Annotated in this window: 22 protein-coding genes; 8 read left to right on the top strand and 14 right to left on the bottom strand. The window is 44.1% G+C overall.

Translation table 11 applies throughout. The features are described from left to right. Nucleotides 1–56 precede the first annotated feature (56 nt). Nucleotides 57–2,087: a hypothetical protein gene (locus DS739_RS00990; protein ID WP_139018869.1), complete on the bottom strand. Its 2,031-nt coding sequence runs from the start codon at nt 2,085–2,087 to the stop codon at nt 57–59. 170 nt (nt 2,088–2,257) lie between these two features. Beyond that, the gene (locus DS739_RS00985; RefSeq protein ID WP_035352727.1) at nt 2,258–3,112 is read right to left on the bottom strand and encodes a hypothetical protein; all 855 of its coding nucleotides are present in this window, start codon (nt 3,110–3,112) and stop codon (nt 2,258–2,260) included. Between the two features lie 642 nt (nt 3,113–3,754). Between DS739_RS00985 and DS739_RS00980 the strand changes: the two genes are divergently transcribed. Continuing rightward, nucleotides 3,755–5,128 (top strand): DUF6538 domain-containing protein, encoded by a 1,374-nt coding sequence (locus DS739_RS00980; RefSeq protein ID WP_035351263.1) that lies wholly within the window; start codon nt 3,755–3,757, stop codon nt 5,126–5,128. A gap of 110 nt (nt 5,129–5,238) precedes the next feature. On the opposite strand, the gene DS739_RS14375 is transcribed toward DS739_RS00980, so the two are convergent. The 3 genes from DS739_RS14375 to DS739_RS14255 form a co-directional block, all read right to left on the bottom strand. After that, nucleotides 5,239–5,715 carry a GIY-YIG nuclease family protein gene (locus DS739_RS14375; RefSeq protein ID WP_006116750.1) on the bottom strand — a complete coding sequence of 159 codons (477 nt, stop codon included), beginning with the start codon at nt 5,713–5,715 and terminating at the stop codon, nt 5,239–5,241. Nucleotides 5,716–5,865: 150 nt separating this feature from the next. Continuing rightward, nucleotides 5,866–6,954 carry an MrcB family domain-containing protein gene (locus DS739_RS00970; RefSeq protein WP_006116749.1) on the bottom strand — a complete coding sequence of 363 codons (1,089 nt, stop codon included), beginning with the start codon at nt 6,952–6,954 and terminating at the stop codon, nt 5,866–5,868. Nucleotides 6,955–7,401: 447 nt separating this feature from the next. After that, nucleotides 7,402–7,998, bottom strand: a complete 597-nt coding sequence (locus DS739_RS14255; protein WP_006116748.1) for a hypothetical protein — start codon at nt 7,996–7,998, stop codon at nt 7,402–7,404. A 257-nt stretch (nt 7,999–8,255) separates the two neighbouring features. Between DS739_RS14255 and DS739_RS00960 the strand changes: the two genes are divergently transcribed. After that, entirely contained in the window at nt 8,256–9,698 is a 1,443-nt protein-coding gene (locus tag DS739_RS00960; RefSeq protein ID WP_006116747.1) for a site-specific integrase, read from the top strand. A gap of 216 nt (nt 9,699–9,914) precedes the next feature. On the opposite strand, the gene DS739_RS00955 is transcribed toward DS739_RS00960, so the two are convergent. Beyond that, a complete protein-coding gene (locus tag DS739_RS00955) occupies nt 9,915–11,387 on the bottom strand; it encodes an AIPR family protein (RefSeq protein WP_100070289.1) in 1,473 nt (490 codons plus the stop codon). 1,035 nt (nt 11,388–12,422) lie between these two features. On the opposite strand from DS739_RS00955, the gene DS739_RS00945 reads away from it, so the two are divergent. Continuing rightward, nucleotides 12,423–13,391: an IS5/IS1182 family transposase gene (locus DS739_RS00945; protein ID WP_006116745.1), complete on the top strand. Its 969-nt coding sequence runs from the start codon at nt 12,423–12,425 to the stop codon at nt 13,389–13,391. 333 nt (nt 13,392–13,724) lie between these two features. Here DS739_RS00945 and DS739_RS14250 read toward each other — a convergent pair whose 3' ends face one another. Both DS739_RS14250 and DS739_RS00935 read right to left on the bottom strand, forming a co-directional pair. Continuing rightward, nucleotides 13,725–13,991 carry a hypothetical protein gene (locus DS739_RS14250; RefSeq protein ID WP_039891860.1) on the bottom strand — a complete coding sequence of 89 codons (267 nt, stop codon included), beginning with the start codon at nt 13,989–13,991 and terminating at the stop codon, nt 13,725–13,727. Nucleotides 13,992–14,073: 82 nt separating this feature from the next. Beyond that, complete coding sequence (locus DS739_RS00935; protein ID WP_035352416.1) at nt 14,074–15,165, bottom strand: IS5 family transposase; 1,092 nt, start codon at nt 15,163–15,165, stop codon at nt 14,074–14,076. A 1,126-nt stretch (nt 15,166–16,291) separates the two neighbouring features. Between DS739_RS00935 and DS739_RS00930 the strand changes: the two genes are divergently transcribed. After that, nucleotides 16,292–16,702 carry a DUF1493 family protein gene (locus tag DS739_RS00930; protein ID WP_081461457.1) on the top strand — a complete coding sequence of 137 codons (411 nt, stop codon included), beginning with the start codon at nt 16,292–16,294 and terminating at the stop codon, nt 16,700–16,702. A gap of 544 nt (nt 16,703–17,246) precedes the next feature. Here the strand turns inward: DS739_RS00930 and DS739_RS00925 are convergent. Further along, nucleotides 17,247–17,795 carry a recombinase family protein gene (locus tag DS739_RS00925; protein ID WP_035352469.1) on the bottom strand — a complete coding sequence of 183 codons (549 nt, stop codon included), beginning with the start codon at nt 17,793–17,795 and terminating at the stop codon, nt 17,247–17,249. 418 nt (nt 17,796–18,213) lie between these two features. Between DS739_RS00925 and DS739_RS00920 the strand changes: the two genes are divergently transcribed. Continuing rightward, the gene (locus tag DS739_RS00920) at nt 18,214–18,483 is read left to right on the top strand and encodes a hypothetical protein (protein WP_035352472.1); all 270 of its coding nucleotides are present in this window, start codon (nt 18,214–18,216) and stop codon (nt 18,481–18,483) included. Nucleotides 18,484–18,682: 199 nt separating this feature from the next. Continuing rightward, nucleotides 18,683–19,000 carry a hypothetical protein gene (locus DS739_RS14100; protein WP_006116742.1) on the top strand — a complete coding sequence of 106 codons (318 nt, stop codon included), beginning with the start codon at nt 18,683–18,685 and terminating at the stop codon, nt 18,998–19,000. 28 nt (nt 19,001–19,028) lie between these two features. On the opposite strand, the gene DS739_RS14600 is transcribed toward DS739_RS14100, so the two are convergent. Then, entirely contained in the window at nt 19,029–19,214 is a 186-nt protein-coding gene (locus DS739_RS14600) for a hypothetical protein (protein ID WP_369870372.1), read from the bottom strand. Nucleotides 19,215–20,319: 1,105 nt separating this feature from the next. Here DS739_RS14600 and DS739_RS00895 point away from each other — a divergent pair. Further along, nucleotides 20,320–20,724, top strand: a complete 405-nt coding sequence (locus tag DS739_RS00895) for a hypothetical protein (RefSeq protein WP_231621217.1) — start codon at nt 20,320–20,322, stop codon at nt 20,722–20,724. A gap of 75 nt (nt 20,725–20,799) precedes the next feature. On the opposite strand, the gene DS739_RS00890 is transcribed toward DS739_RS00895, so the two are convergent. Further along, nucleotides 20,800–21,294: a hypothetical protein gene (locus DS739_RS00890; protein ID WP_035352479.1), complete on the bottom strand. Its 495-nt coding sequence runs from the start codon at nt 21,292–21,294 to the stop codon at nt 20,800–20,802. Between the two features lie 413 nt (nt 21,295–21,707). Here DS739_RS00890 and DS739_RS00885 point away from each other — a divergent pair, with 413 nt between their 5' ends. After that, nucleotides 21,708–22,253, top strand: a complete 546-nt coding sequence (locus DS739_RS00885) for a DUF4142 domain-containing protein (RefSeq protein WP_035352481.1) — start codon at nt 21,708–21,710, stop codon at nt 22,251–22,253. 320 nt (nt 22,254–22,573) lie between these two features. Here the strand turns inward: DS739_RS00885 and urtE are convergent, their stop codons facing one another. From urtE to urtC, 3 genes are all read right to left on the bottom strand, one after another. Next, a complete protein-coding gene (gene urtE / locus DS739_RS00880) occupies nt 22,574–23,239 on the bottom strand; it encodes an urea ABC transporter ATP-binding subunit UrtE (protein ID WP_231621220.1) in 666 nt (221 codons plus the stop codon). 61 nt (nt 23,240–23,300) lie between these two features. Beyond that, on the bottom strand, nt 23,301–24,053 hold the full coding sequence (urtD, locus tag DS739_RS00875; RefSeq protein ID WP_035352501.1) for an urea ABC transporter ATP-binding protein UrtD: 753 nt from the start codon (nt 24,051–24,053) through the stop codon (nt 23,301–23,303). Nucleotides 24,054–24,066: 13 nt separating this feature from the next. Beyond that, nucleotides 24,067–25,182, bottom strand: coding sequence for an urea ABC transporter permease subunit UrtC (gene urtC / locus DS739_RS00870; protein WP_006116736.1), 1,116 nt, complete (start codon nt 25,180–25,182; stop codon nt 24,067–24,069).

Genomic DNA, 25,182 nt, shown 5'->3' with positions numbered 1-25,182 from the left:
TATGAAAGGAGAGTTTTTAGAACTCTCCTTTGTATTAATGTTTGATAATCTAGAAATTAAGCATCCACAGGACCTTGAATTGCTTCCTTTAAAGTTTTTTCTTCGTACTGGAGGCCGGTACGCTTAATAACTTGCTTCACAGCATTAGCAAAAAATCGTGAATTATCAGTTTGATAATGTTGCCAATATAAACGGTCCAATAGAAAACGACTTATAGCAACCCTCAACAAAGATGCTCCATTATAATTTTGGAAAACTGATTTAATATACTGAAATCCTTGATCTGGTGATGCTTCTAATAACCAAATAGATTGTAAAATTTTCGCATTTATATCTGTCGCCTTATAGTGAGAAATAATGGGGCTCAAAACAGGCACTCCCGCGATTCCACACAAATTAGATAAAACACGATTAATAGGCTCCATTAAAACATTGCTTTGAAAAAAAGCCAAAAATGTTGCAAGATCTTTTCTTATCTTCTCGATTGATGATTCATCAGCATTAATACTTTTTACAAATGCACTAATATTAGTATCTGATAAAAGACTATTTTTTATATCTTTGAAATCAATACGCATTCTATTATACATCCAAATATCCATAAAAATACTACATGTATCAATAGAAGTTTTCAGAAGATCTTCTTTTATATGCTTATTAATAGATTCAGATCCCGATCCTAATAAAGTCAAACATAAAATTGATGCACGAGACAATCCATCAAGAATAAAAAACTCAACTTGTATTTCATCTTCGAGTTCTGAATCTTTCGACGAATTTCTTTGAGATAAACTACCTATAACTTTACTTTGAGTGTCAAGAATACGTTGCTTTTCGTCTCTTATATTTTTACTATTATCGGCATTTTCAAGTTTATCAGCCATTTCACTTATGCGTTTTATAATATCCACAAAACCAATATCTACCACAGAAGAGTCAATAACTTTTTTATTTTTTATAAAAATAGATTCTTTTCCATATTTTTCTTGACCTGCATTTACAAAAAAATCTGAATATCTTGAAATCGAGTCAACAACATCTTTCCCAGGACCCATTTCACAATACAAATCAAATGAATAAACATCAAAATCCCTTCTTTCAGGATTAAAGTATTTAACCGCAATGTCTGGATAGTCTCTTAATACTTTTGCTATTAAATAACTTTCTAAATAAGGATATGCAAAAGAAACTTTTCCATGACAATTATACAAAAGCCCAGATTTAAAAAATGGGCTCAAAAACTCAGATTGATCAATCTTAAAACCATACTCATGTATAAACTCTAACGCTAAAGCAGATAGGTCGGTATCTTCTATAAAAGATTCTTCTAATTTTATCTTATGAAGACATATTTTCTTTAAAAATCGTTCTCGTGTGCTTCTACTTAAACTAGTTGAAGCTGGATCATAAGCAACAATTAAACTTAGCAATCCATGCACAGCCAACTGTATTAACTCTGCCCTTTTATTAGCATCGATCAGTGCCAATAATGTGTCCTGTCCTATAAGGGTGAAATACGATGGATCAACTTCAATACGAAATTTTCTAAATGTATTATCTAACCGCAATGCAACCGCTTCTGCTTCAAATGGTTGCATATCGAAATTTTTTTCTAAAAAAATTGCTGTCTCAGAAAACGATATAGGGCATATAGTGTATTCTATTAAGGAATTTTCCTGAATGAAATTACTAATTGTTGCAATTCTGTCTTCAGTTTTCGATACGATAATTATGTAGCCATCTAATGATTTAATTTGTTGTGATAAAAAATCCATCCTAGTTTTTGATGAAAAAACTGGTTCTTCTATAATATATATTTTCTCATATAAATCGCTATTTACTTTTTCATCCATAGCGAAATTCGGTGACAATCTATTTAAGCTTTTTTGAGGAGGAACAATATCTTTCCCTTCAATAACTATAGGCAAAACTTGCTTATCATTAATTTGAGTTCTTATTAAGAAATACGACAAATACCAACCTAAATTATTTCCAGAAAATGTACGTGGAATTCGAACAAATATCTTTTTGTTTTCTTTTACCGCATCAAACATATTTTGCGGAACAATAAATGCATGATTCTCCACTGAGGAACCCGGCAAAGCTCTTTGTACACGTGGAAGAGGTATATAAAATGTATCTCCTTTACTACGAAAAGAAGTACATATTTCACATAACTGTCCTCGAATCGTATTTTCTAATTTAGGTAGAATATCTTCATATAATTCAAAATTAGACGAAAATAACTCATCTGCCTCTAAAGTTTTTTTTTGAGAAAATCGATGAACTTATCATTCGCAAGCTGACATCTCAGTAAATCTATCGCATTTTTCATAGCAAGTTTACGATAATTTCCAGAATTATTAGTTTCCAAACTATTTTTATGTTCATCAGCCATATCGCTAATTCCTCGTAGAGCGACGACTGGCACATGAAACTTATCGCACCAAGAAAAAACTCCTCCCGATTCAGTTTCTAAAGCAATGCATTTTCGATTAATATTTTTTAGTGTTTCATTAAATTTTTTGCTGGCAGAAACTGGACCGCATACAACTGGCCCCAAAACCAGATTATATTCTGCATCAGCATCTGGAGTAATATCTAATGACAGCGCATTTCCTTTAGCAGTTTCTTGCCATTGAAAATACTTTTCTTTTAGCTTTGGATGAATTTTCAAAAAAGTAAAGGACGAAAGATACTCAGCGTTTACAGCATAAAAATCTGGAGCAAATCGAACATTTGACTCACCTTGACCGTTAGGACCATCAACAAATTTATTATTGTGAAGAACATCTATAATTTCGTTAGAAACACAGACATCTCCCAATTTCACATCGTTAGACAATCCTCCTGCAATCCCTATTACTACAACAGCTTGAGGCTTTAACGATTTGATTGTTTCTTCCGCCGAAAATCCTGCACTTTTTGCTCCCATCTTGTTTGATAAGACGGAGAATAATCTAACTTGAGCTTCGCCTGTCTCATGCTCAAAACGCAATTGAGTATCCGTTGATAAATCTTTTTTATCTGGGAATTCCTCCAAAAAAGCGGAATACTCTTCGTCTAATGCGATAATCGCCAAAACTCTCGGCTTTGAATCTTCATCCGTCATTTTAATCACCTTATTCCCAGAAGATATTAGCGATAATGTAGCAAGGCGCCGTAACAAGACAACATTTTAATTTGTTTTATCATCATCAAATTATATCGCTTTAAATCTCTGCCTTCCATTGAAAGTCTAGAATAACTGGATATGATATCCTGCCGTATTTTTATTAACATAGATTCATTTTAGACATCCGAAAGCCAAAAGAATTAGATGGTTGAGATTATGAGATACACAAAAATATCAAAACTCATACCTACCAAATTCCAAACTGTCGTAATTTCCCCACTCATGTTGAAGCGAATGCACCTACAAATAAGCTCATCCTCCAGAAGCTTCTAATGACGTTTTACAAAATAAAAAACAACATTTTCTCAGGTCATCCATGCTCACGAGATTAGGTTTCCTGTCACGGCACCTACTCTATTAAAAGCCTTGACCGATCTCACACAAAGTCTTACACAAACTCTTACGTAAGCATTCAGAATATTGTTTAAAAACAATATGTTATAGGTCATGCAAGTTACTTCAGTGGGTTCGAGTCCCGCAGTTCGCACCACAGACACCTGAAATAGCACGATTTTTCGGCTGAATGAGGGGCAAAGGCTGTCTTTGCTCCATCGTCCTTCCCCACTGAGGGAAGATTTTATGCTCCGTGTCCGAGGCACCACTTACCACTTTCGCCGTATAGTTCCCCCTGCCCTGCGAGCAGCCTTAAACCGGCGGGAAATCTGGGTTTCTTTAAAAACTGGCTATCAGAATGAAGCCCGCAAACGGGCATCCCTCCTTCACGCCAGAACCACAGAATTATTCATGCAAGCCCACTCTGTGCTGGTTGAACCGGACGCTTTAAGCAGGCTTGAAGGACTGCGGGTTGCACTGCGGGATTTGCAGAGCGTGAACCTACCTTCATCTGCTCAGGAAACGGGGTCCTTGCCAGTTACAGCATTGCTGCCAAACCCCCGAACAGTGAAGAAACCAGCCAAAACACCCAAAGCCCAACCCTTAATGCTTTCCAGTGCCCTGAAACGCTTTGTGCTGGATAATCCCCATGCCAGTGCTGACACCAAGAAAGCGACCCAGCGAGCCGTAGACCTCTTTCTGCAAGCGTTTGGAGATGCGCCCGTGTCTATCATCGGCGGCGAAAAGGCCGGGGGGTTCCGTGACCTGCTGTTTTCTCTTCCAGCATCACTGGGCAAACGCAAGAGCAGCCTTACCCTTGAAGAAGAAGCACAGAAGGCCAGAGAAGAAGGTCTGCCAACTTTGAGTGGCAAGAGCGTGAAAAACCATATGATGCGCCTCTCTGCCCTGTGGAATCAGCTACAGCAACGGGAGTTTGTCACACGCAATCCCTGGACAGGCTGGAATTTCGAAAACGGACAGAAGACCGTCAGAAGAAGCTGGACGACCAAGGAACTGGCTTTGCTGGCCTCTGCGTCATGGCATAGCACGTCAGCGCCAGAACAGACATTCAGGCTGGTCACACTGATTGCAGCTTATAGCGGAATGCGATTGGGCGAAATCTGCACTCTGAGAAAAGAAGACCTACAGAGCGTTGACGGTATCCCCTGCTTTCTTATCCGAGCCCATAGCGAAACCGGCTGGGCACCCAAGACGGAAGCAGGCACTCGTACGGTGCCAGTCCATTCAAAGCTAATTGAAGCTGGCATTCTGACTCTTAAGGATACTACAGACGGTCCATACCTCGTCCCCGGCTTGGAGACTTCAAAACAGGGTGTCAGGGGCGCAGCATTAGGGCGGGCTTTTTCATTGCTCAAGACCCGCATTGGGCTACCCGCTGAAATCACATTTCACTCGTTCCGGCATACTGTATCCACGCAACTCAGAAACGCCGACGCCAATATCCGGGAGGTATGGATTGATCGCCTGTTAGGTCATGAAGCCAGCCATAAAAGCCAAGGGACGACTACCTATCTGACCGGCATTTCAACTGCCAATCTGAAACAAACCATAGAGGCAATACGCTATCCCCTAACAGCCTTTGCAAACATGACGATTTAAAAGGGAGCCAGCAGTGTCAAATGGCTACCCATTCGACATCTGGCAAGGGGGAATGCTTCCCCCGTTGACCCCCTAAAGCGCAGAAAAATAAGGTTTCATTTAATGACCGCTTACGCCTTCATCTGAGACGACAGCTCACCAAACTCATCCCCTCTCCGGCTTCCGCGACGATTCCACTTCGGCTTAATGGCCCGGATCAGCCCTTCTTCTAAACCGGCCACGGGATCAACTGGCAATACGCCATTCAGCATGAAGCCCTTTTCCGGTATAATCACATAAACATCGACACCCAGGCCCCTAGAAAGAGTTCTCAGAACTTCTTCTCGGATACGACTGGCTGTTCTCAGGTTTTTTGAATTTTCATAATGTCGAATTCGCCTGTGCAGACCACACCGCGCCGAACCGACATAAAGAACTTCCTGTCCAACAGCATACGCGTAAACCCCCGGCTTATTTGGAACAGGATTAATTCCTTGAAATACCATTAACCCACCCTCATTGGGCAGCCACACCCCGATATGCACGAAGCCGCCAGAGAGAAGCTGATCGACACACCCTGATAAGCAAGGCGACAAAGCCTGATTCATCCAACAACCTAAGCATTAATTGACCGATATAAAAAATAGAAAAGACGAACAGTTTTCTCCCTCATCTTGGACTTCGCAGACGAAATTCTCGCTTTTAGAAAGCTGACGTGACCATGGAGCTCGTAAATACTGATCTCCACATCCCAGAGCCTATGATAACCTCCGAATTACTCGGTAAGCCATCGGAGACATATCCCATGTGTCAATATCCCAGTTCATAATCGGCTCCAGGACTCCTCCTGTAGCAGACGGAGATGGGCCTTCTCTGTGCAGTTTAATTCCAGACACCAGCATCAAGGCTGTTTGGCCCTTGTTTTCTTTGTGTAGCCTGACTTCACCATGTGTCATAGCGATTGTATCAGCGGCGTCACTGGTAGTCCCTTTTACCTCAACGAAAATAATACCATCTTCATTTTTGGCCTCAAAATCATACGGTCTGGAAGCCGCCGTGTTTTTTACTACGTAGCCCCGAGCAGTAAGCCATTGTTCTGTTAAATCCATAGCCTGAATTTCTACAGCCCGGCGCTCCGCACCCGTCAGGCCGAACCCCTGGCTCTTCCTGAACATAGCAGCTGGCCTTGCCGCATCCACGATCTCGATCTCGACTTGATCTGCCGGGGACAACTCACGTCCTTGCCGCTGCGCTTCGTAAACGCAACGTAGCATTTTTGCTGCTTGGATGAGACAGCTTTCCACTAAATCATTGGTTATGTCGGAATACGATATCTTCTTTACGAGGGCACAGGCGCGCTCAAAAGATTTCGGCAGACGCGCTTTTGCCCCAAAGTCATTGCTATCGATGAAGGGCTCTGTTGATCCAAGCGCTTCCAAAACTACATGTCGCATCCAAAGACATCTTCTATCAATATCCTCATACGGAAGAACTATATTGCTGCCGTTTTTGAACTTTGAGGAACTACATCCTACTGCGATATTAACGCCCGAGCCATCAGTTGAGAAATGCAATACCACATAAAAACCAGTAGTCGCAGATGGAGACATTGATTTTGAACAAAATCTTACCCATGGCAACTCAGTTTTCAGACCAATTCCGTCTGATCCATCGACGGTGAAGTCATTCCCATAACTACCTAAAGCCGAAGCAAGTCGATCTTCCCGCGCGTGTAGATTCTGCACCAACGTGGATCGGATGAGTCTGCCCCGCTCCTGCATCTTTGGTGTGTTTGACGAAGAATAGAAAGGCTGAAGTTCACAAATACGCTTTAAAGTGTTTTCCATGATGCTGTCTGATCCGATCGGTTCGATTGGTTTGCACGGCTGGCTACCGTTTTCTATAATTCCACAATTTACCGTTAAAAAAGACTATTCCATTTCCAATAGATAGAGCAATTTTGATATATTTCATTCACCTCGAACCAAAGCTAACTGTCGCCGGAATTTAGCATCTGGAGTATTCCTTTTCCAAAAATTTATGAACCTTGCCACTACCTGTAAATTATCAGCTTCATAGTGACCGTTGCTATCTATTCTGTCTAAAGAAGGCATCAACTGTGGGTCAGGTCCTTTTGGTTGCAATTCAAGACCCGTTATAGCGCACCTGTAATGGCTTTCTTCTAAGAGTTTCTTCAAATATTTAATAAGATTCTCTTTATAAAATCTCAAATCTTTGTTTTTTATAGTGCGCTCAACTAATTGCCCATTAGAATTTTTTGTTGTTTACTCTGCTTAGTCTACCATAGACCAAATAGCTATGTCCCAAGCATTTTTATAATGACCACTTTCATAGCGCTCTGCTTTTTCTGCCCACCACAATGCATCTAAAGTCCATGTATCAATGCTATATTGTTTGGCTAGACCCAATAAAACTTCATTAATGACCTCATATTTTTGTCCTGTACTGGCACCTCGTTCAAAGCTAGGCCACAGCCCTTTCTCTTTCATTTCACACTCACTTGTACTATTCCACACCCCATAATAGGCAGGATAAGCAACGAGTAAAATGGCTGTAAGGGTCGCATGCCCCACCCCTTGCAAGTCCTGTAAGCACTTATCTAACCTACGAGATAATAACTGGCTTTCATCTACTAAAATAGATAATGCATGACGAAGATTATCCATATCTTCTGCCACCTTACGACCAAGGCGCTCAAGACCACTCCAATGATAATTATTCTGGATACTCAAAAAATTTAAGTAATCTTCTTTTTTTATCTCTGATGGCTGACGAAAAATGGGACCAAAATGGTTTAAAACGCCATCTCTCTTTTCAATAATGTGGCGAACGCTCGGAACACAAATAGCTTTTTCAAGATTAAAAACCATTATCTTTTTTCCTTAAAATCAAAAGATATATACACGAACGACTTATATGGATTTTTTTTCTACTCGACCATATCCCCTTGACTGCCCCACGGGTTTGCCCGCAGAGTGAACCCGCAGTCACCATGTGAAGGATAATTTCGTCTGAAATTATCGTTCTGTTTCAATAGGTTGTCTGATTGGTAGCAACTAACGGGAGCGGGTTCGAGTCCCTCAGACTTTTGCGCTACAACCTTGAAAAGACGTCATAAAACCGGATTGTGATGGGTGAACGGGACTTTCCCGGTTGTCTTCCCAGTCTGGGAACTCACATGCTGCGTCTTATCGGCTCTCATTACCACTTCCGCCGTGCCGTTCCGGTCGTCCTGCAAGCCTGTCTTGGCAAAACAGAAATCTCCCTTTCTCTGCAAACCGAAAATAAGTTTCTAGCCCGACAGAGGGCTGCTGCCCTTTATGCCCGCACAGGCGAAGTTTTCCATAAAGCGCGAACCATGCAGGGCCGGTTCTCAGACAAAGAACTGACATCCCTCCTCATCTTCCAAAGCCCGGTGACACTGGAAGCTGAGAAGAATGCTCAGGAAGAGGAGGCAACCTCTGCCCCCAAACGGAAGACCATAAAACCGAGGGAGAAACTGACCCGTAAGGTCGTCAGGAAGCCTCGTAGTACCAAGAAGAAACCGTCCGTTCTTATGCTGTCGGACGCTTTGGAGCAGTTTGTCTTGAGCAACCCTAACGCCAGTACCGACACCAAAGAAGCAACTCAAAGAACGGTTGCCCTCTATATCAGGGCTTTTGGGAATATGCCTGTCAGTGACATTGGCGGCAGCCAAGCTGGAGCCTTTCGTGACCTGCTTCTGGCGCTGCCCGCAACACTGGGCAAAGGCAAAAGCAATCTGACGCTGCAACAGGAGGCACAGAGGGCCAAGTCTGATGATCTCCCTACCCTGAGCAATAAAAGCGTCAAGAACCACATGCTCCGCTTGTCTGCCTTGTGGAACCAGCTTGTGCAAAGGGAATTGGTGGCAAAGAACCCTTGGTCTGGCTGGCATTTTGAAAATGCCCCCAAGACCGTGCGACGAAGCTGGACACCACAGGAACTGGCTCTTCTGGCCTCTGCTTCGTGGCACAGTTCCTTAGTGTCTGAACCGACTTTCCGGCTAGTCACTCTTATCGCTGCCTATACCGGCATGAGGCTGGGTGAAATTTGCACCTTGCGGAAGGAAGACCTGCAAACCATCGAGAATGTTCCCTGCTTTCTGGTTAGGCCCCATGCAGAAGACGGCTGGTCACCAAAGACGGAGGCTGGCACCCGCGTCATTCCTCTGCACTCCAAACTCATTGAGGCTGGCATAATGGCCCTCAAGGACAATGCGGAAGGTCATTACCTCATACCCGGCCTTGATGGGTCTAAACAGAAAGACCGAGGGGCCACTCTGAGTCGAGTCTTTTCGCAACTCAAAACGCGCCTTGGCTTACCAGCTGAAATTACGTTTCATTCGTTCCGGCATACCGTTTCCACACAACTGAGAAATGCCACAACTGACATTCGGGAAATCTGGATAGACAAGCTTCTGGGTCACGAGGCTACCCACAGAAGTCAGGGCACCACGACCTATCTCACCGCCATCACAACCGCCAATCTGCAACAAACCGTAGAGGCGATAAGCTACCCGAAAACAGCCTTCAAAAAGGAGACGTTTTAAATGGGAGCCAGCAGTGCTCAATGGCTACCCATTGAGCATCTAGCAAGGGGGAGAGACCTCCCCCGTTGACCCCCTACAGCGTAAAAAACAAGATTTGATCTAATGATTGTTTACACCTCAAAGCTGAGATCGAAGCGGTAATGGTGGTTGCTCGAAAGCCGACGTTCGTTCAACGGTGGTGTGAGCCTAGCTGTCAGCTAGGGATCAAGGAACCAATCAACGGTTCTTTGATTCCCCCAGACCGGGCGCTTTTAAAACCTGATGCTTGAGCAGCGCTTTCTCGAACTCTCCAACAGCAAATTCATGGCTGGATTGGTTCTTGGCTAATTTTTGAGGATCGAACCGTGCCATATCGAGCACAAGACGATAAGCCCCAGCAATGTCATTCAGGTATTTTTTCAAGAAGGCCTTCGGTTCCGTCGCCCACACCACACGCCCATCTTGGATCTCCATTAGGCCTTTCAAGCCGTATACCAATGGCATAATCAATCCTTCAGGATAACGATAAGTGATGGGCCGGTTGCGATATGGAGTAGTCGGTTGTGTGGCTATATACGCAGTCTTATCTTTGGCTGCCGCACGTTTGACTGGATCATATGTCTTAACAATTGTATGGGAACCAAAGCGATAGCCGTTCGAATTATAAGCAGAAGGAAACTCTTCATATATTTGATCGAAAAGATCGGGAAGATCTGCCAAAATATCAAAACAACTTTTCACGGTATCATTATGCAGATCATGTGTCGGCCCTTCTCCTACAATAGGAGCGGACACTTTTGGATCAAGCATGAGTTTATCAAACTGCTTCGAACACTCCCCCTTGTTGCGATAGATGTTTTGGGGAGTAACGCTGATATCTAGCGGCAGTAATCCCGCTTCGTTGGCTTTATTTAGCGGTATCCACGAAAGAGCGAGAAGATCGCGGATCTTAATTGGACGGGCCTCGCTACTTTCCCACTCGTTGCTCTTCCACTCGACGCGAGCTGCAATCTTAGGATCAAGGCGATCCTTGATTTCAGTATAGAAACCCAATTTATTCGATTTGGTTTCTTGAGTTAGCTGAGCATTATTATTACGAGCAGCACAGATATCCAGTACTGACAATTCAAATTTCTGAACAGTATTTACATCTTCAGGATCGGAAGGCACAATAAGTTCTACTGGTACCAAAAAGTCAAAATTTTCTCTCTCTTTCTCAAGCTCTTTGCGATATTCAACCCATAGTTCCTTCATATCTTCCCAAAGTACAATACTAGCGATCTCTTTTTCTTCAGCAACGGCGGCAAGCATATACATGCCGATGGCTAGCATATTGTGACCACCATCCAAGATCCCTTCAGAAGCGGGATCTTCAAAAGCCAACTCAAATCTATTACGTTGCAAAGCTTCATAGCTAGACGTGCCAATTAGAATTCCTTTGGATTTAAAAGGAAAAAGCTCAGGCGTTGTTTCTAACGATTCTAGAATGGCATTGGTCACGCTTCCCACCTTGGCTGCCCGTGGGTTCGCTTCAAGAGTGACGTGATCAAATAAACTGTAAAGGTCGCGACCTCTGACAAAACCGGTATACCGCTTGATACCAGCAATCGAATTTTCACTTGAAACAGAACTCAGCCGCTCTTCGTCTCGTGAGTTCGGTTGCTCTGCAACTAGAGCAAAACGAAGAATTAATTTTGTGATGTCAGTCATTTCCAGTCCTTCAAATAGAAGAGACTGGCCTCGGACCATCGGGGGCACAAAAATGCACCATAAAATCAGCAAATCTGACTTATTTTGCCACTTTTCAGTAGCACGACCTCCGAAACCGTCTCAGGTTTCTTTTCAGCCTCTATCCAGAGGCAAGACCTCACTTACACAGGTAGGCAGCACCGTCAAGCACTAAGCTTTCGTGTTGGCTTGTGTCCTTATACTCATTTCGGACCAACTATGTTCGGTTTCCATTCAGGATTGTTTAGTCAGTAATCAAATTTCGTCCTGTAGATTTCGCATGTTGAGAGCGGCGGTGGAAAAGTCGACCATTTATTTCTTTTCTGCAATGATCTCAGACAGGACAGGGGATCTACACCGTGGAATTATATCTCAGGATTCGCCTGGCTGTTTCCGAAGGGATGACGCAGCGTGAGGCAGCAAAGCATCCGAATGTCCGGTTTCAACGATCACCCTACATAAAGCCGCTAGCCCACCCCCCCCCACTTCTGACATCAAGAGGGGGTTCACGGGGAGAGCAATGCTCTCCCCGTGACCAGTTTGCAAACCATCGCGACGCAACGTGTCCGCTGGTTTGCACGGCTGGCTATCCTCTTTTTTTACTATCCTCTTTTTTAAATGAGCCAGCTTCACGCCAGACATGGTCCCTTCTCTCTTTTGGCTTGACGCACCCAGAGTGTTTAACCAAAATCGAAGGCAGAAAATTCAACCATAAGACCGCGTATCATTATCCGCTGTTTTTTCAAGGTGTTGTGCGACTGACCCTGCGGGTCAGTGAGGGTTCGAGTCCCGCAGTTCGCACCAACATAACTCATTGTTTTTGTTCGTTATTCTGGATTTCCAAAAACACAGACCCCGCAAACTCTTACACAAGGTCTTACACAGGCTTTGGCGAGGGACGATGAACAAGGCAGAAACATGCTCCAATGCCGGGCAACAGGTGGAGGGTTCGAAAAACCCTCTGGTTATGAGGAGCTGTCTGTGATTCCATGTCTTGTGTGTTGATTGGAAGGATAGATGATAAAGCAGCCGGGATTTTTTGATGTTGAAGAGCGGCTTGCTCGGCTGAGCGGGCTTGGTGATCAACTCGAAGCCTTTTCCCGGACTGTGGATTTTGAGGTATTCTGCCCGGAGCTGGACAAGGCACTGGCCTATTCAGACGGGAGCAAAGGTGGGCGCCCGCCGTTTGATCCAGTGTTGATGTTCAAGATCATGGTGATCCAGACCCTGAACAATCTGTCCGATGAACGGACAGAATACCTGATTAACGACCGCCTCTCCTTCAATCGCTTTGATGCAACCCTGCGTAACGCTGGTTATCTACCGATGTCAGGCCATATCTTGGATGCCACGCTGGTAGCGGCTCCGAAGCAGCGCAATACCAATGCGGAGAAGGTGGATCTGCGTGAAGGACGGATCCCCCATGACTGGCAGGACAAGCCGTCAAAGCTGTCCCACAAGGACAGGCATGCGCGCTGGCCCCTGAAGTTCACGAAAGCGAAGCGACAGGAGGACGGGACCATGCCGGCAACAGATCTGGCCATCCCGTTCTTCGGCTATAAATCGCACATCTCCATCGACCGGAAATTTCGGCTGATCCGCAAATGGAAGACGACGGATGCGGCCGCCAGTGATGGCGCACGATTGAGAGAGGGTCTGCTTGATAAAAGCAATACAGTCTCAACGGTCTGGGCAGACACAGCCTACCGCTCAAAAGCCAATGAGGACTTCATGGGAAAGGAGGGCTTTGTCTCGAAGGAAAAGCCGCATCTCAAGCCTATGCCACGCCATATCCAGAGATCCAACGCAGGAAAGTCCGTTATCCGGTCGCATGTCGAGCATGTCTTTGCCGACCAGAAATCACAGACGGGACTGTTCGTCCGAACCGTAGGTATAACGCGGGCCACCATGAGGATCGGGCTGGCCAACATCATCTATAATATGCGTCGCTTTCTCCTTCTGCAGCGGATTAACGCCGCCGCGTAGCAACCCAGAGCACCAAACCCTCGCTCTGCTCAGATCGCAGAGCGAAAATCAGGATAAGGCACCAGAAATCAACATGTCAAAAACCTGAAATCAGGCACAAAAGCAGCCAGTCAAAGGTTTTTAGAACACTCCATCTTTCGAACATAATCTTGATACTACGCGCAGATCTTGATATGAAAGAAAAACAATGGGTTTTTTGTGGGCCACACACAAAGTGGCACAAAACTCATTGGCAGATTTTTTTAATGGATCTGTTTTGTTTATCTGCCAGCACAAAAAATCTGACACTCCTCTTTGTAAATATTTTCAAAGGGGTCATTCAGCTTTGGTGGATCATTCCATTTTTCTTAATTTTTGAACCACTATGCCTTCATGGCGTAAGGAGGGAGTTGTCATATCTTTATCCAGACCCGTTAGAATTGCGGCCTCTGTTGGCAAGGGCGCTATAATATTTTTACCTTTAAGAAGCTGTTTTAAAACAAGTTCTTGGTAAGAAATGATAAAAGTTTTTGGGTGTTGCCTTTTTTCAAAAAGGTGACGGTCTTTGAAGCTGGAGACCTCTAAAAACTCCCTATTTATGAGCCTGAGTATGTAAAACATGCGCTGGCTGGTTACGACACTGATGAGCTTTATCGGGAGTGTGTCGTGTTGAGGACTGACAACGCTGGTCGTCTGGGCTGGATCAGACGATAGATCCGTATTTTTTATGAAGCCAGAATGCACGGTTCATGTTGTAGACAAGATTGGCCATGCCGATTTTCACTGTTGCCCGGGCCAGACCGATCGTGCGTATGATGAGCGCCATCGGTCCCTTCTCGTAAGCAAAGACGTGCTCGACACGGGAGCGGACCTTTGATTTGCGCCCGTTGGCACGGGCGATATGTCGAGGCAGGGCTTTGCCGGCTTTTCGTTTACGATGGATCTGCGAGCGCAGACCTTTTTCTTCCAGATGGGCTTCATTGGCCTGTGACCGATAGGCGGTATCGGCCCAGACATCGCTGGCTGTATTGTTCGGATCAAGGAGTGCTGGAAGCTGCGCCCCATCATGTCGGGACGCATCGGTTGCTTTCCATTTGCGGATTAACCCATAGCGCCGATCAATGCCCACATGGTTCTTGTAGCCGAACGCGGGCACAGCAAAATCAACCCGTTTTGCCCCGTCTTCTGCCGGTTTTGCTTTAGAGTATTTGATCGTCCAGCGTGCATCCCGATCTTTCTGCGCAAGTTTTATTGGCTTGTCCTTCCAGTCCTGAGGGATCTCGCCGGCCTTCAGAATGGCCTTTTCAGCATCCGTGTTGCGCTGTCTGGGAGCCGCAACGACCGTGGCATCAATGATCTGCCCACTCATGGCCAGAAATCCGGCCTCACGTAACGTTGTCTCATACAGGGAAAACAGGGCTTCAATAGCAGGCGCGCCGTCAAGAACGGCGTGTGTCAGAGCCTCGCGGAAGGTCCAGATCGTGTTCGCATCGGGCACGGGATCCGCAAGGGAAAGACCCAGAAAACGCATGAAGGACAGCCGGTCCCGGATCAGAAATTCCGTGCGTTCGTCAGAAAGGGAATGGCTTGCCTGCAGGACCAGGACCTTGAACATGAAAACCGGATCATAGGCAGGACGTCCTCCCTTGCTGCCATCCGCACGCGGGATCGCCTGAACCAACAAGGGGCGGAACCGTTCGAAATCGACAACATGGCTGAGCTTCTCCAGTGCATCTCCCTTGGCCGAAAGCGCCTTCAGGCGGTCGTCAATATCGAAAAATCCCGGCTGTTTCATCGCCAAACCCCATCAGATGACAGAATTAAAGAGAATCATATCTGTCCTCTCAAACCAAGGGGTTTTTGGAGGTCTCCAGCTTTTCGGAAAAAGCTTCACCAAAGACTTTTATTAATTTTCAGAGCCTTATGTAGGCCGGCTTTTGAAACACCCTCCAAGCAACGGCCAAGCATTCTCTTGATCCTATTGTGATCACAGTCTCGACGAGAATTGCAAGGGATGTGCTGAGTGCAGTTCGAACTTACGGAATGACAGGCAGTATCCCGTGGAAAAGCAGGTTTTCACGGATGCCGTTGCTATCATACCCCTGTCGACCAGAAAACCGCGTGGCGTTGCGACCAGCACCATTAAGGCATCCCAGACATCTGGCTCAGTTCACAGGCGGAACCGAACATAGACCGCGTGCCATTTCCCATGGCGTTATGCATGCAATGTTATGGGCAACACCGTCACCATACCGTTAAGAAACCAACGGATCTCTGGCGGAACAAGTCCAGCAGCCACGCATCTACCGTTTTCCGCAAAAACCGACTTCGAAACACAGGAAAAACAAACTGATAAAAATTTTTGTCAACAGAACACAATCACGCGGGATCAATGATTCTTTAGCAACAAACATTAATTCATCACAAAATTACCATCAAGGATAAAAAATAATGGGAAATCTCTATACATATGGGATACATAAAAAACCTTATACCAGCAGAGCTATTTGTTTATATCGCAATCGATGAAATAGGAAAAGGACTTGGAATTCATGATGTCGACGCAATAACTGCTATCTTTCTCGGTCAAAACAACATAACAGTTCGAAGTAAATTTAACAAAACTACAAAAGGAACTTCCATTGCATCTATTATGGCACGAAGCGCTTTGCCTTATAGCATAAAATATAGAATTCTTCCCGCATTTACTGGTGTTCGATTTATAAACTGGAAGTACATACTTACAAAAAAAAATTGGCGTTTCTGTTGGGCGATCTGTATCTTATGTAGGTGCTGCTATCATTTTTTACGACGTATCAAAAATTTTTTATAATACTATTCACCAGTATAACCGCCTAGTTAAACTTGAAGACAGGATTTTTTAGATGCATATTCTCTCAGAAAAATTCAAGAATTTCTTAATGTCCGAAGAAAAAATTTCTGAAAATGAAATTCAACTGTCAACAAGAATTGTAGAAGATCTTGGTCTGGATGGAATTGATGCTCATTACTTCATAGAGGCCTATGCAGAAACGTTCTCAATCGAGGTTGGGGATTTTGATTTTCATCGATATTTTAATGATGAAACACAAGTTTTATTAATTATCCCCGCTATCCTCTTTGTTTTTTTCCGATTTCTGATCTGGAAACTTTTGCTGGGCAAACCAGTCCGCAAACTGACAACAGTGCCCGTCACATTGGCCATGCTCCAACAAGCAATAGACGATGGTGTCTGGAATTGCGCACGCATTGAATCGCTCGCTGGCACACAGGTCTATCCACCCCCTTCAAAAAAACCAGGATGGCTTTCGTGCATTCGTAACAGGACATGAGCAGACATACTTTAGAAGTATCGCATTCAATCTGACATGCGAATAAAGTAAACTCCACGAATTTATTGGTCCCGTGGGCTTTTCTGAACGTTGTATGGTTGCAAGCCAACACTATCAATGACACTTGTGACTGGTGGATCACAAGGCACTTTGGCTTCATCGCAGAATCGGGTTCTATTGACAAAAGATCGTGTCAGTTTTTTCTTACGTTTCAAACCCGGTCTTTGCAGAAATCGGTGGATGCGTGGCTGCTGAGCCTGTCCCACCAGAGATCCGTTTGTTGCTCAACGGTATGGTGGCGGTGCTGCTCATGACGTGACATGCATAAATACTATGGAGATAATGAAGTAGTTTGATATGACGCAGAACAAACCTCTGACAGACGTCTTGAAGGCATGAGCCGACATTAAACGATCACATCCCAATGCAACCAACATACTCTCAACAACGTTTAGTGTCCGAAAAACGGTCGTTTCTGGAAACTTGTCAAGCCACATCGACCTGACTACGTCGCTACTGTCCCGAAAGCCTGTTTTTTGGCACGCTATACCCCGCACTGGACCGTGCTTCGACTGACCCGAAAAATTTTTGCAATTTCTGCCCGTGACCTCCCGGCTTCCTTCAACTCACAGACATGCTTTTTTTGACGGGACGTCAGGATAGGGCATCTCCCCAGTCGCTTTCCGGCCTGAGGCGCGGCTTCCAAGCCAGCTCGCGTCCGCTCCCGGATAATCTCCCGCTCAAACTGGGCAAAGCCTGCAAAGATGGTCAAAAAGAGCTGACCATCGGGCGTGCCCGTCTCAATCCCAATATTCAGTATTCGCACACGAACACCGTTCTCCGTAAGGCTCCTGACCAGCCCCATGACATCGACGGTATCACGTCCAAGCCGATCCAGACGTGCCACCACCATACTATCCCCCTGCCCCAGCCGGTTCAGTAGACCAGAAAGTCCAGGACGTTCCACCGCAGTAATCCGACCTGAAACAGTATCGGTGATGATCTCCTCAAATCCCTCCCGCCTCAACTCAAGAAGCTGAGGATCATGGCTCTGTTCACCCGTTGAAATACGAGCATAACCATAACGCGCCATCGTTTGTGTCTCCTTATGTAAACAGGACACGTTTTTGAGACGCCACTTTACTCTGTTCGTGCTTTGAAAGCCTTTTGTCCCAAAAACGACGGATTTTGACCACGATATCACGTAACTTCTTGGTTCAGAAAAATGCTCGAAAGTTCTCCTTCTCGTCTCTTACACATGGCTCTTCTGGCTTTACCTCTTATGCTCTCCGCCTGTTCCGGTGGAACGCCCAATCAAGGCGAAATGGCTCAACTCGAAGCCGATCTACTCAGCCAGCCCAGTGGCTTCAACATGTTATTTGGCGGCAATCGTCGACAGGCCAGAGTAGATGTCGAAGCCATTAAAATTGTTAAGCAAAGCTGTGAAGCTCTAAAAAACTTCGATTCAGCTTTCGATTGCACCGTCAGCTTCACTCTTAATGATGAGCCTCATGAAAATAGCCAACGACAAAATTGCTTTTTACAAGGCCAATGTGGATGGCACTCACAAGCAATGGCTGTTCAATATTTTTCCGGATGGAGGCATATTTTCTGCTCATGCCATGGAAAACAAAAAACGTAAAAAAGAACAGGCCAAGGCTCAGGAGCAGAAAACACAGCAGACTGGTGCTCAGAAGCCGGAACGCAGGACTTTGACGCTCCCCAAGGCTTCACATAAGAAAGTCCCTGTTGTTGTGGAAATCACAAAAAAGAAACGCTAATTTCTTTACCCTTCACCATTAAAACAGAAAAAATTCATAAGGAGTTTTTCATTTATTTTATAAGGAGAATTTTATCATGTAATTTCGATTATTAGAAAATAAAGCCAGACCCAAATGGGAAATCACTCGTTGGACATACAGCCCTGAAAAGAAACGAGCCATCAAGGAAACCCTTGGCACTTTTCCCTGCTACTATTCCATGGTTTCCCGTGACATTCTGGATAAATGCACCACGCAGGAAAAAATCGAGGTTCTGGAATGCTGGCGTGACACCAGTGAAGCCGTAAACAGAGAACGTGTCAGAAGTCAGGTCATAAAGCTTCCTGTTATCTTCAGAAACCTTGAAACCCTGTTGGGCGTTATCCAGGATAGTCCTGAAGACCTCGCAGAACTCAAAAACCATGCCTATGCTTTGAAAGCATGTTGTCAGCAAAGTTGTTCGCAGAAAGTCACGACAACAGAAAAATCAGAAAACTGCGACATTCCTAGAAGAGAAACTCACATCTTAATTACATAAAAAATAATCTATACTATCAATAAATCACTCAGTTATCCTTACAATCAGGCAGGTCAGTACACAGAGATGGGTCTACCTGGTAAATCTTCCAAACACTACTTTCACGGTGTAGCCTGACGCACACTGCAAGCGGTTCACCGGCCTCTTTTGGAAAATTCATGAGAAGTCGAATAACTGAATTATTTCTATCTGCCTTTATTTCTGTGACGGACATAAAAGAGGCCCATCGTGCATCGAAATCCTGAGTATGGGTGAAATAATTCCTATCTCCAGTCAAATTACTGTAAGTTCCAGAATTTCCTGTACTGGTGTTGTACTCTGGGCATATGCCCAGAGTGGGAAAAAGGTAAAAATACAGAGGGTTAATATTTTATATCCGTTACGGATGCCGGTAAATTTTATATATTGGTTTCTCATTGCGATATACTGGCCCAGGATATAAGGTTTTCTGTTTGAAACCTGATATCTTTACACTCCCGCACAAATGCGAATTGTTCTTAAATTCCTCCTATCTGCTCCAAAGCAAACTTTCAAGTAACCTTCTGTCTTCCGGCATGAAAGCCCAAGGATGAAGCAATCGTCATGTCACGGGAGCAACAGACAAACCTTAAGGACAGCACAAGATGATAGCTCAAAAATTAGGTTTATGATAAAAATCTTAAATATGGATCATGCTATCCTCCCATGTTTAAGGTTTTCGCCGTGAACCGTCAGGATTTAATGGGAGACATCAGAGAGTGTCTGACCCGCCTGCCTCCCCCTTACGAGAGCCATTATGGCATCGTCCCACCACCTCCACCTGAAAGTGGGGTGTATCTAGACGACATCACAGCCTCGCACCCTCAGGCAATAGCCGCTCTGGGAGAAATTGCAGAATGGGCACAGACATCAACCGATCCCTATCTCATCAGCAGAACTCTCCGCAGCAGAGAGGCTGTCAGTAGTTTCGCGATGGAAGGTATCCTCGCGTATTAGGAGCAGATGTGGGACAAGCAGAGACCATTCTTCGTTTGATACGCCAGAGTAATACGGTTTACGTGCAGGTATCACTCCTCATTACTGCACCAATCAGACGCAAAAGTTCGGAACGTCTTCCGGCAGAAGAGGAAGATCAGCCAAGGGTGTCTTCTTTCCTCAAGATTACTACCTCAAAACTACGACGTGCGCACCGTTTCGTGCAGCAAGACCAAAGATGAGAAGATTAATTTTCAAGCCGAACAAATATTTGACAAGTTATTTCTCTAGATTTTCATGTTACATTCTATGTGGTTTAAAAATTGTCTACACACACTATTGTCTACAAAATCTTTATCTGGAACATGAAAATTTTCACAAACATAACACCGAAGTATTTCCTTGTCGTTGCTTTTATCTGTATGTTCTTATCAGGATGTGCAGATGACCACGGTAAAGGAGCAATGCATACTTCTGTTTCAAGGTGTTTTTCAAAATATCCACTTGCAAAAGGCACAGCCTACAAACGCTTTAGCTGCATCTATCAGGCACATTCTCAATACGGGCCTGTCGCTATGGGGGAGCATTATAACCTTCTTTTGCAGGTAGACTTGGCATCCTTGAGTGTAGGGCAAGAAATTGATGAGGGCATTTTGACCGTAAAGGAAGGCGAAACAGCTCTCCACTGGGTAACCGCCAAAGCTTATTATCAAGCCTCCCAAAATATATTATCTATAAATCCATCAAATATTATAATACTACGGAAATAACAAAATAAAGAGGAAGCATTTCTAAAAATATGCTTCCTCTAAAAATACAACAGAAATACTTTTTAAACCTGCGCCTTATTGTGTCCTAGGAACAATAATTGGATCTGATGAATTTTTATTAGAATTCAAGACAACACCACCAGATTGCGTAGAGTACGTTGCTGTTGTGGATTGCTGGGGCGTACGCGGCGGATGGAAAGCTGAAACCGGGCCCCAAATGCCGCCAGCAGATTTTTGCATTGTGCCTTCAGGCTGGCGGGCGCAGCCACGTGTAATAATGGAACAGATACCATCTGTTCCAACCATTTCGTCATTATTGCCTGTATAATGCACATCCGAGACACGGTCATGATCCAGACGGATCACCGCAGAACAACTCGTTCCACCCCCGCCACCAAGCTGTGCAATTGTTGTTGCAATATCACCTATCGGAATAAGGGTGGAACCACCATAGCTCGGCTGTGGCTGCATTCCTGTATAAACAAAAATCTGAGTTGTATCATTAATCTGTTTAGTTGCTGTTGGCAGACCCGCACAGGCTTGCAGATCATAGGAGGTCATCCCAATCATTGTGATTTGTGCTTTATGCGCAGCCCGTGAATCAAAATACCCGCACCCACTCAGACTCACAGAGAGTGAGGCAACCGCGAACAAACCCGCAATACGACACTTCATTTCTTTGATTATCCTCACACTTTACCTAAACACTTCCACAGAGAAGCGTAGCCATTTTAATTTACTGTGCTCTCCTCCACACAATGCACGATGTTAAATAAAGTGTGAACATTTCTTTTTGATAAATTAAATCACAAATATTATCAATATATATTTCTTATTGTCACTTTATTTTATAATACTAGTTAGAAAATACTATCTTGCTTCCTTGATCTCTTCCTATCATCATAGACTTTCCCAAGCAGTGTATGACAATTTAAAAACGTCATACAAAACGGCCAGTGCGGCCAAAGGAGAATTTTCTGATCATGCTGGCCCTGTCTCGTTGTAAAGCGCTTACCTATTCGCCACTTCTTATTGGCCTTTTTGCGCTGAGCGCCTGTATCAGCCCCGGTCAGCCACCTGCACCTCCTTTGCCTGCCTTGGCACAAGCTGCACCATTTACGTCTGCTGACGCAAATTTTGTCCAACAACTGAATGAAATGGATCTCACCCATATTGCGTTAGCAAACCTTGCCAAAACCCATTCGGCTCGCAACGATATCGCTCTTCTCAGCCCGACTATCGTAAAAGATCTAACAGAAAACCATAACACACTCACCAAATTAGCAACAACTCATACTTTAACGCTGCCCGCAAAACCCTCTGCTCAAAACCAAAAAATTATTGATCGGTTGCAACATTTATATGGCTCAGCGTTTGACCGAAGCTACTCCCGTTATTTCATGAGCAGCACAGCCAAAATGAAATTAGTTCTTACGACAGAAATTACTACATCCAAAAATACAGATCTGATCAAAATCGCTACCGATATCATGACCAAGATCAAAACTTATCAGTCGCAAATCAAATAAAAATTTTACTCTATATAATTACGAAAATATATTTATATAGAATATATATTTTTTAATCGCCCTTCACAGAAGGTACCGTCAAAATGGAACCTTCTGGGAAAGCGATTTATTCGTGCCCCAGCCATTACACCAACCCCACATATCTAGACGTCTATCCAATATATACTTACAACCCTATTGTTTCAGACGTCCAACATTATGATAAATTATCTTTGGTTGATTACTTTTCTATCATGCATACTCAACACGACCTAATTTCATAAAATTCTTAGACAAAATTTCTGATTTTATTTTTATTTCAAAAATATTTTTAAAATAATTTAAACAGATAGAAAACGTGTAAGTTTCTCAACATCAACATCTTCTTTTGTTGTCTGATACACAATATTGCCCCCTTCAATCACCAGAATACGGTCTGCAATATCCAAAGCAAAACTGAGCACCTGTTCAGACACCATAATACTTAAACCACTATTATCACGGATTTGTTTCAACGTCTGCGCCATCTCAAGTATAATAGATGGTTGTATGCCTTCTGTAGGTTCGTCCAACAAAAGAACTTTAGGACGTGTTGCCAAAGCACGTGCTATTGCAAGCTGCTGTTGCTGTCCGCCAGATAAATTACCTCCTCTTCGTGATCCCATTTCTTGCAAAACCGGAAAAATTTTATAGAGATCTTCTGGAACATACTTTTCATTCCTCACAAATAAACCAGTCTCAATATTTTCGGTTACTGTCATGGCAGGGAATATCATACGCCCTTGAGGAACATAGGCCAGACCAGATTCAACACGCTTATAAGCTGGCAACTTTGTAATATCTTTACCATCAAGCCCGATACTTCCTGAACGAAGAGGTAAATTGCCAATAAGCGATTTCATGAGTGTCGTCTTCCCCATACCATTACGCCCCATGAGAACGACAATTTCACCATGTCCAACTTGTAAATCAACGCCGTGCAGAACTTCACTAGCCCCATAAGCCACATGTAAGTTTCGAACATCCAACAGCGATTTATCCAACGTCGCAACATTCGTAATTTTATTGTTATATTGAGTGTCCAAGATACACCTCCACAACTTTTGGGTCGTTTTTCACATGTTCCATTGAACCATCTGAAATAATACGCCCCTGATGAAGAACAGTAACCCGGTGGGCAATTTTTTCTACAAACCCCATATCATGCTCAATTACAAGAACTGAACGTGACTGTATAATACGCTGAAGTAGCTCTGCTGTACGTACGCGTTCATTAACTGTCATACCTGCGACAGGTTCATCCAGCATCAAAAGTGCAGGGTCCTGGATAAGCAACATTCCTATTTCCAGCCACTGTTTCTGGCCATGGCTAAGATCAGCAGCTTTACGATCAAGATGGTTATAAAGAAAAATCATTTCCGAAATTTCTTTGATACGATTTATAATTTCCTTATCTTTCCTAAAAAAAAGTGCCTCAAAAACACTTCTTCTGGATGGGTAAGATATTTCCAAGTTTTCAAAAACCGTTAGATCTTCATAGACAGATGGCGTCTGAAACTTACGCCCTACCCCGGCCCGAACAATATCATACTCCTTAAGCCGAGTGAGCTCCCTCCCTTCGAACTGAATAGAGCCTGATGTGGCTTTTGTACGCCCACAAATGAGGTCTAGAACCGTTGTTTTACCCGCACCATTAGGCCCAATTATTACCCGAATTTCCCCTTTTGCAAGCTGAAACGATAAGTTATCAACCGCTTTAAACCCATCGAAAGATACACTAAGGTTTTTAACAGAAAGCAATGTTTCATTTTGCATTTTCATCTTGCTTTCTTCCTTATGCTGCTTCATCTACGGCATGTGAGGTCTGCCTGCGGTTTCCGCCAAGAATACGAAGGACATATGGGTCAATATAATTCTCATAAAGACTGGCAAGGCCTCCAGGTAGAAAAACAACAATTCCAATAAACAAGCCGCCCATAGCAAATGTCCAAAGCTCCGGAAGCGATTCCGAAAAGCTTGTGCGGGCCCAGTTTACCAAAAGTGTGCCATACACAGCCCCAACCAATGAATTACGTCCACCTACCGCACAGTAAATGACCATTTCAATAGACGGTACAATCCCAACAAATGTGGGAGACATAAAGCCCACTTCTAATGTAAAGAGAGCACCACCAACACCAGCCATAGCTGCCGCCAAAGCAAAAATGAATATTTTAAAATTTGCAACATTATAACCAGAAAATCTTACTCTATCTTCCTGATCCCGCATCGCACGCAAAATACGGCCGAGCTTGCTTTGCCGCACAAAACGCACCAAAAGCAAACAAGCCAAAAGTAAAAAAACACCTGCGTAGTAAAGAACAAGTTTTGCATGATCAGTCCGAATATCCCAACCATCAAGCGTACGAAGGTCTGTGATACCGTTGACTCCACCGGTATATCCCTGCTGACCGATGATAAGAATGGTCAAAACAGATGCTATGGCTTGTGTAATAATTGCAAAATATGTTCCTCCAACACGGCGTTTAAACATCGCTGCACCAATCACCATCGCAAGAAGCACTGGCACGGCTATAATTGCCACGAGTGAAAAAGAAAGGCTATGAAACGGCTTCCAGAACCAAGGTAAGGCCGTAATCTGGTTCCAATCCATAAAATCGGGGATACCTGGAGTAGACTGGCTTTTCGTAGCCTCCAAAGTGGACGCCTGGAGCTTTAGAAACATGGCCATGCAATATCCACCAAGCCCAAAAAATATTCCCTGACCAAGACTAAGAATTCCTGAATCTCCCCAGCATGCAACCAGCCCAATGGTTACAAAAGCATACGTAAGATATTTGCCGACAAGATTAAGACGAAACGCATCCAATCCCAAAGGCAATACAATCAGGAGAATGGCAGACAGAATTGAAAGGAATAAGATATCCTTGCGACTTTGAAGCGAAAACAT

This window comes from Acetobacter sp. JWB (genome assembly GCF_003323795.1).
GTDB lineage: Bacteria > Pseudomonadota > Alphaproteobacteria > Acetobacterales > Acetobacteraceae > Acetobacter > Acetobacter oryzifermentans.
The sequence above is the reverse complement of the archived record's forward strand: the minus strand, read 5'-3'. Positions and strand labels throughout refer to the sequence as shown.

Bases quoted from the DNA above. Each gene is read 5' to 3' on its own strand.
- DS739_RS00970 (WP_006116749.1), bottom strand. From the start codon at position 6,954: ATGGAAAACACTTTAAAGCGTATTTGTGAACTTCAGCCTTTCTATTCT.
- DS739_RS00985 (WP_035352727.1), bottom strand. From the start codon at position 3,112: ATGACGGATGAAGATTCAAAGCCGAGAGTTTTGGCGATTATCGCATTA.
- urtD (WP_035352501.1), bottom strand. From the start codon at position 24,053: ATGAAAATGCAAAATGAAACATTGCTTTCTGTTAAAAACCTTAGTGTA.
- DS739_RS00980 (WP_035351263.1), top strand. From the start codon at position 3,755: ATGCTCCGTGTCCGAGGCACCACTTACCACTTTCGCCGTATAGTTCCC.
- DS739_RS14255 (WP_006116748.1), bottom strand. From the start codon at position 7,998: ATGGTTTTTAATCTTGAAAAAGCTATTTGTGTTCCGAGCGTTCGCCAC.
- DS739_RS00895 (WP_231621217.1), top strand. From the start codon at position 20,320: ATGAAAATTTTCACAAACATAACACCGAAGTATTTCCTTGTCGTTGCT.
- DS739_RS00920 (WP_035352472.1), top strand. From the start codon at position 18,214: ATGAAAATAGCCAACGACAAAATTGCTTTTTACAAGGCCAATGTGGAT.
- DS739_RS00935 (WP_035352416.1), bottom strand. From the start codon at position 15,165: ATGAAACAGCCGGGATTTTTCGATATTGACGACCGCCTGAAGGCGCTT.
- DS739_RS00955 (WP_100070289.1), bottom strand. From the start codon at position 11,387: ATGACTGACATCACAAAATTAATTCTTCGTTTTGCTCTAGTTGCAGAG.
- DS739_RS00930 (WP_081461457.1), top strand. From the start codon at position 16,292: ATGTCCGAAGAAAAAATTTCTGAAAATGAAATTCAACTGTCAACAAGA.
- DS739_RS00945 (WP_006116745.1), top strand. From the start codon at position 12,423: ATGATAAAGCAGCCGGGATTTTTTGATGTTGAAGAGCGGCTTGCTCGG.
- DS739_RS00885 (WP_035352481.1), top strand. From the start codon at position 21,708: ATGCTGGCCCTGTCTCGTTGTAAAGCGCTTACCTATTCGCCACTTCTT.
- DS739_RS00925 (WP_035352469.1), bottom strand. From the start codon at position 17,795: ATGGCGCGTTATGGTTATGCTCGTATTTCAACGGGTGAACAGAGCCAT.
- DS739_RS14375 (WP_006116750.1), bottom strand. From the start codon at position 5,715: ATGAATCAGGCTTTGTCGCCTTGCTTATCAGGGTGTGTCGATCAGCTT.
- urtC (WP_006116736.1), bottom strand. From the start codon at position 25,182: ATGTTTTCGCTTCAAAGTCGCAAGGATATCTTATTCCTTTCAATTCTG.
- DS739_RS14600 (WP_369870372.1), bottom strand. From the start codon at position 19,214: ATGTCCGTCACAGAAATAAAGGCAGATAGAAATAATTCAGTTATTCGA.
- DS739_RS00890 (WP_035352479.1), bottom strand. From the start codon at position 21,294: ATGATTGGGATGACCTCCTATGATCTGCAAGCCTGTGCGGGTCTGCCA.
- DS739_RS14100 (WP_006116742.1), top strand. From the start codon at position 18,683: ATGGTTTCCCGTGACATTCTGGATAAATGCACCACGCAGGAAAAAATC.
- DS739_RS14250 (WP_039891860.1), bottom strand. From the start codon at position 13,991: ATGTTTTACATACTCAGGCTCATAAATAGGGAGTTTTTAGAGGTCTCC.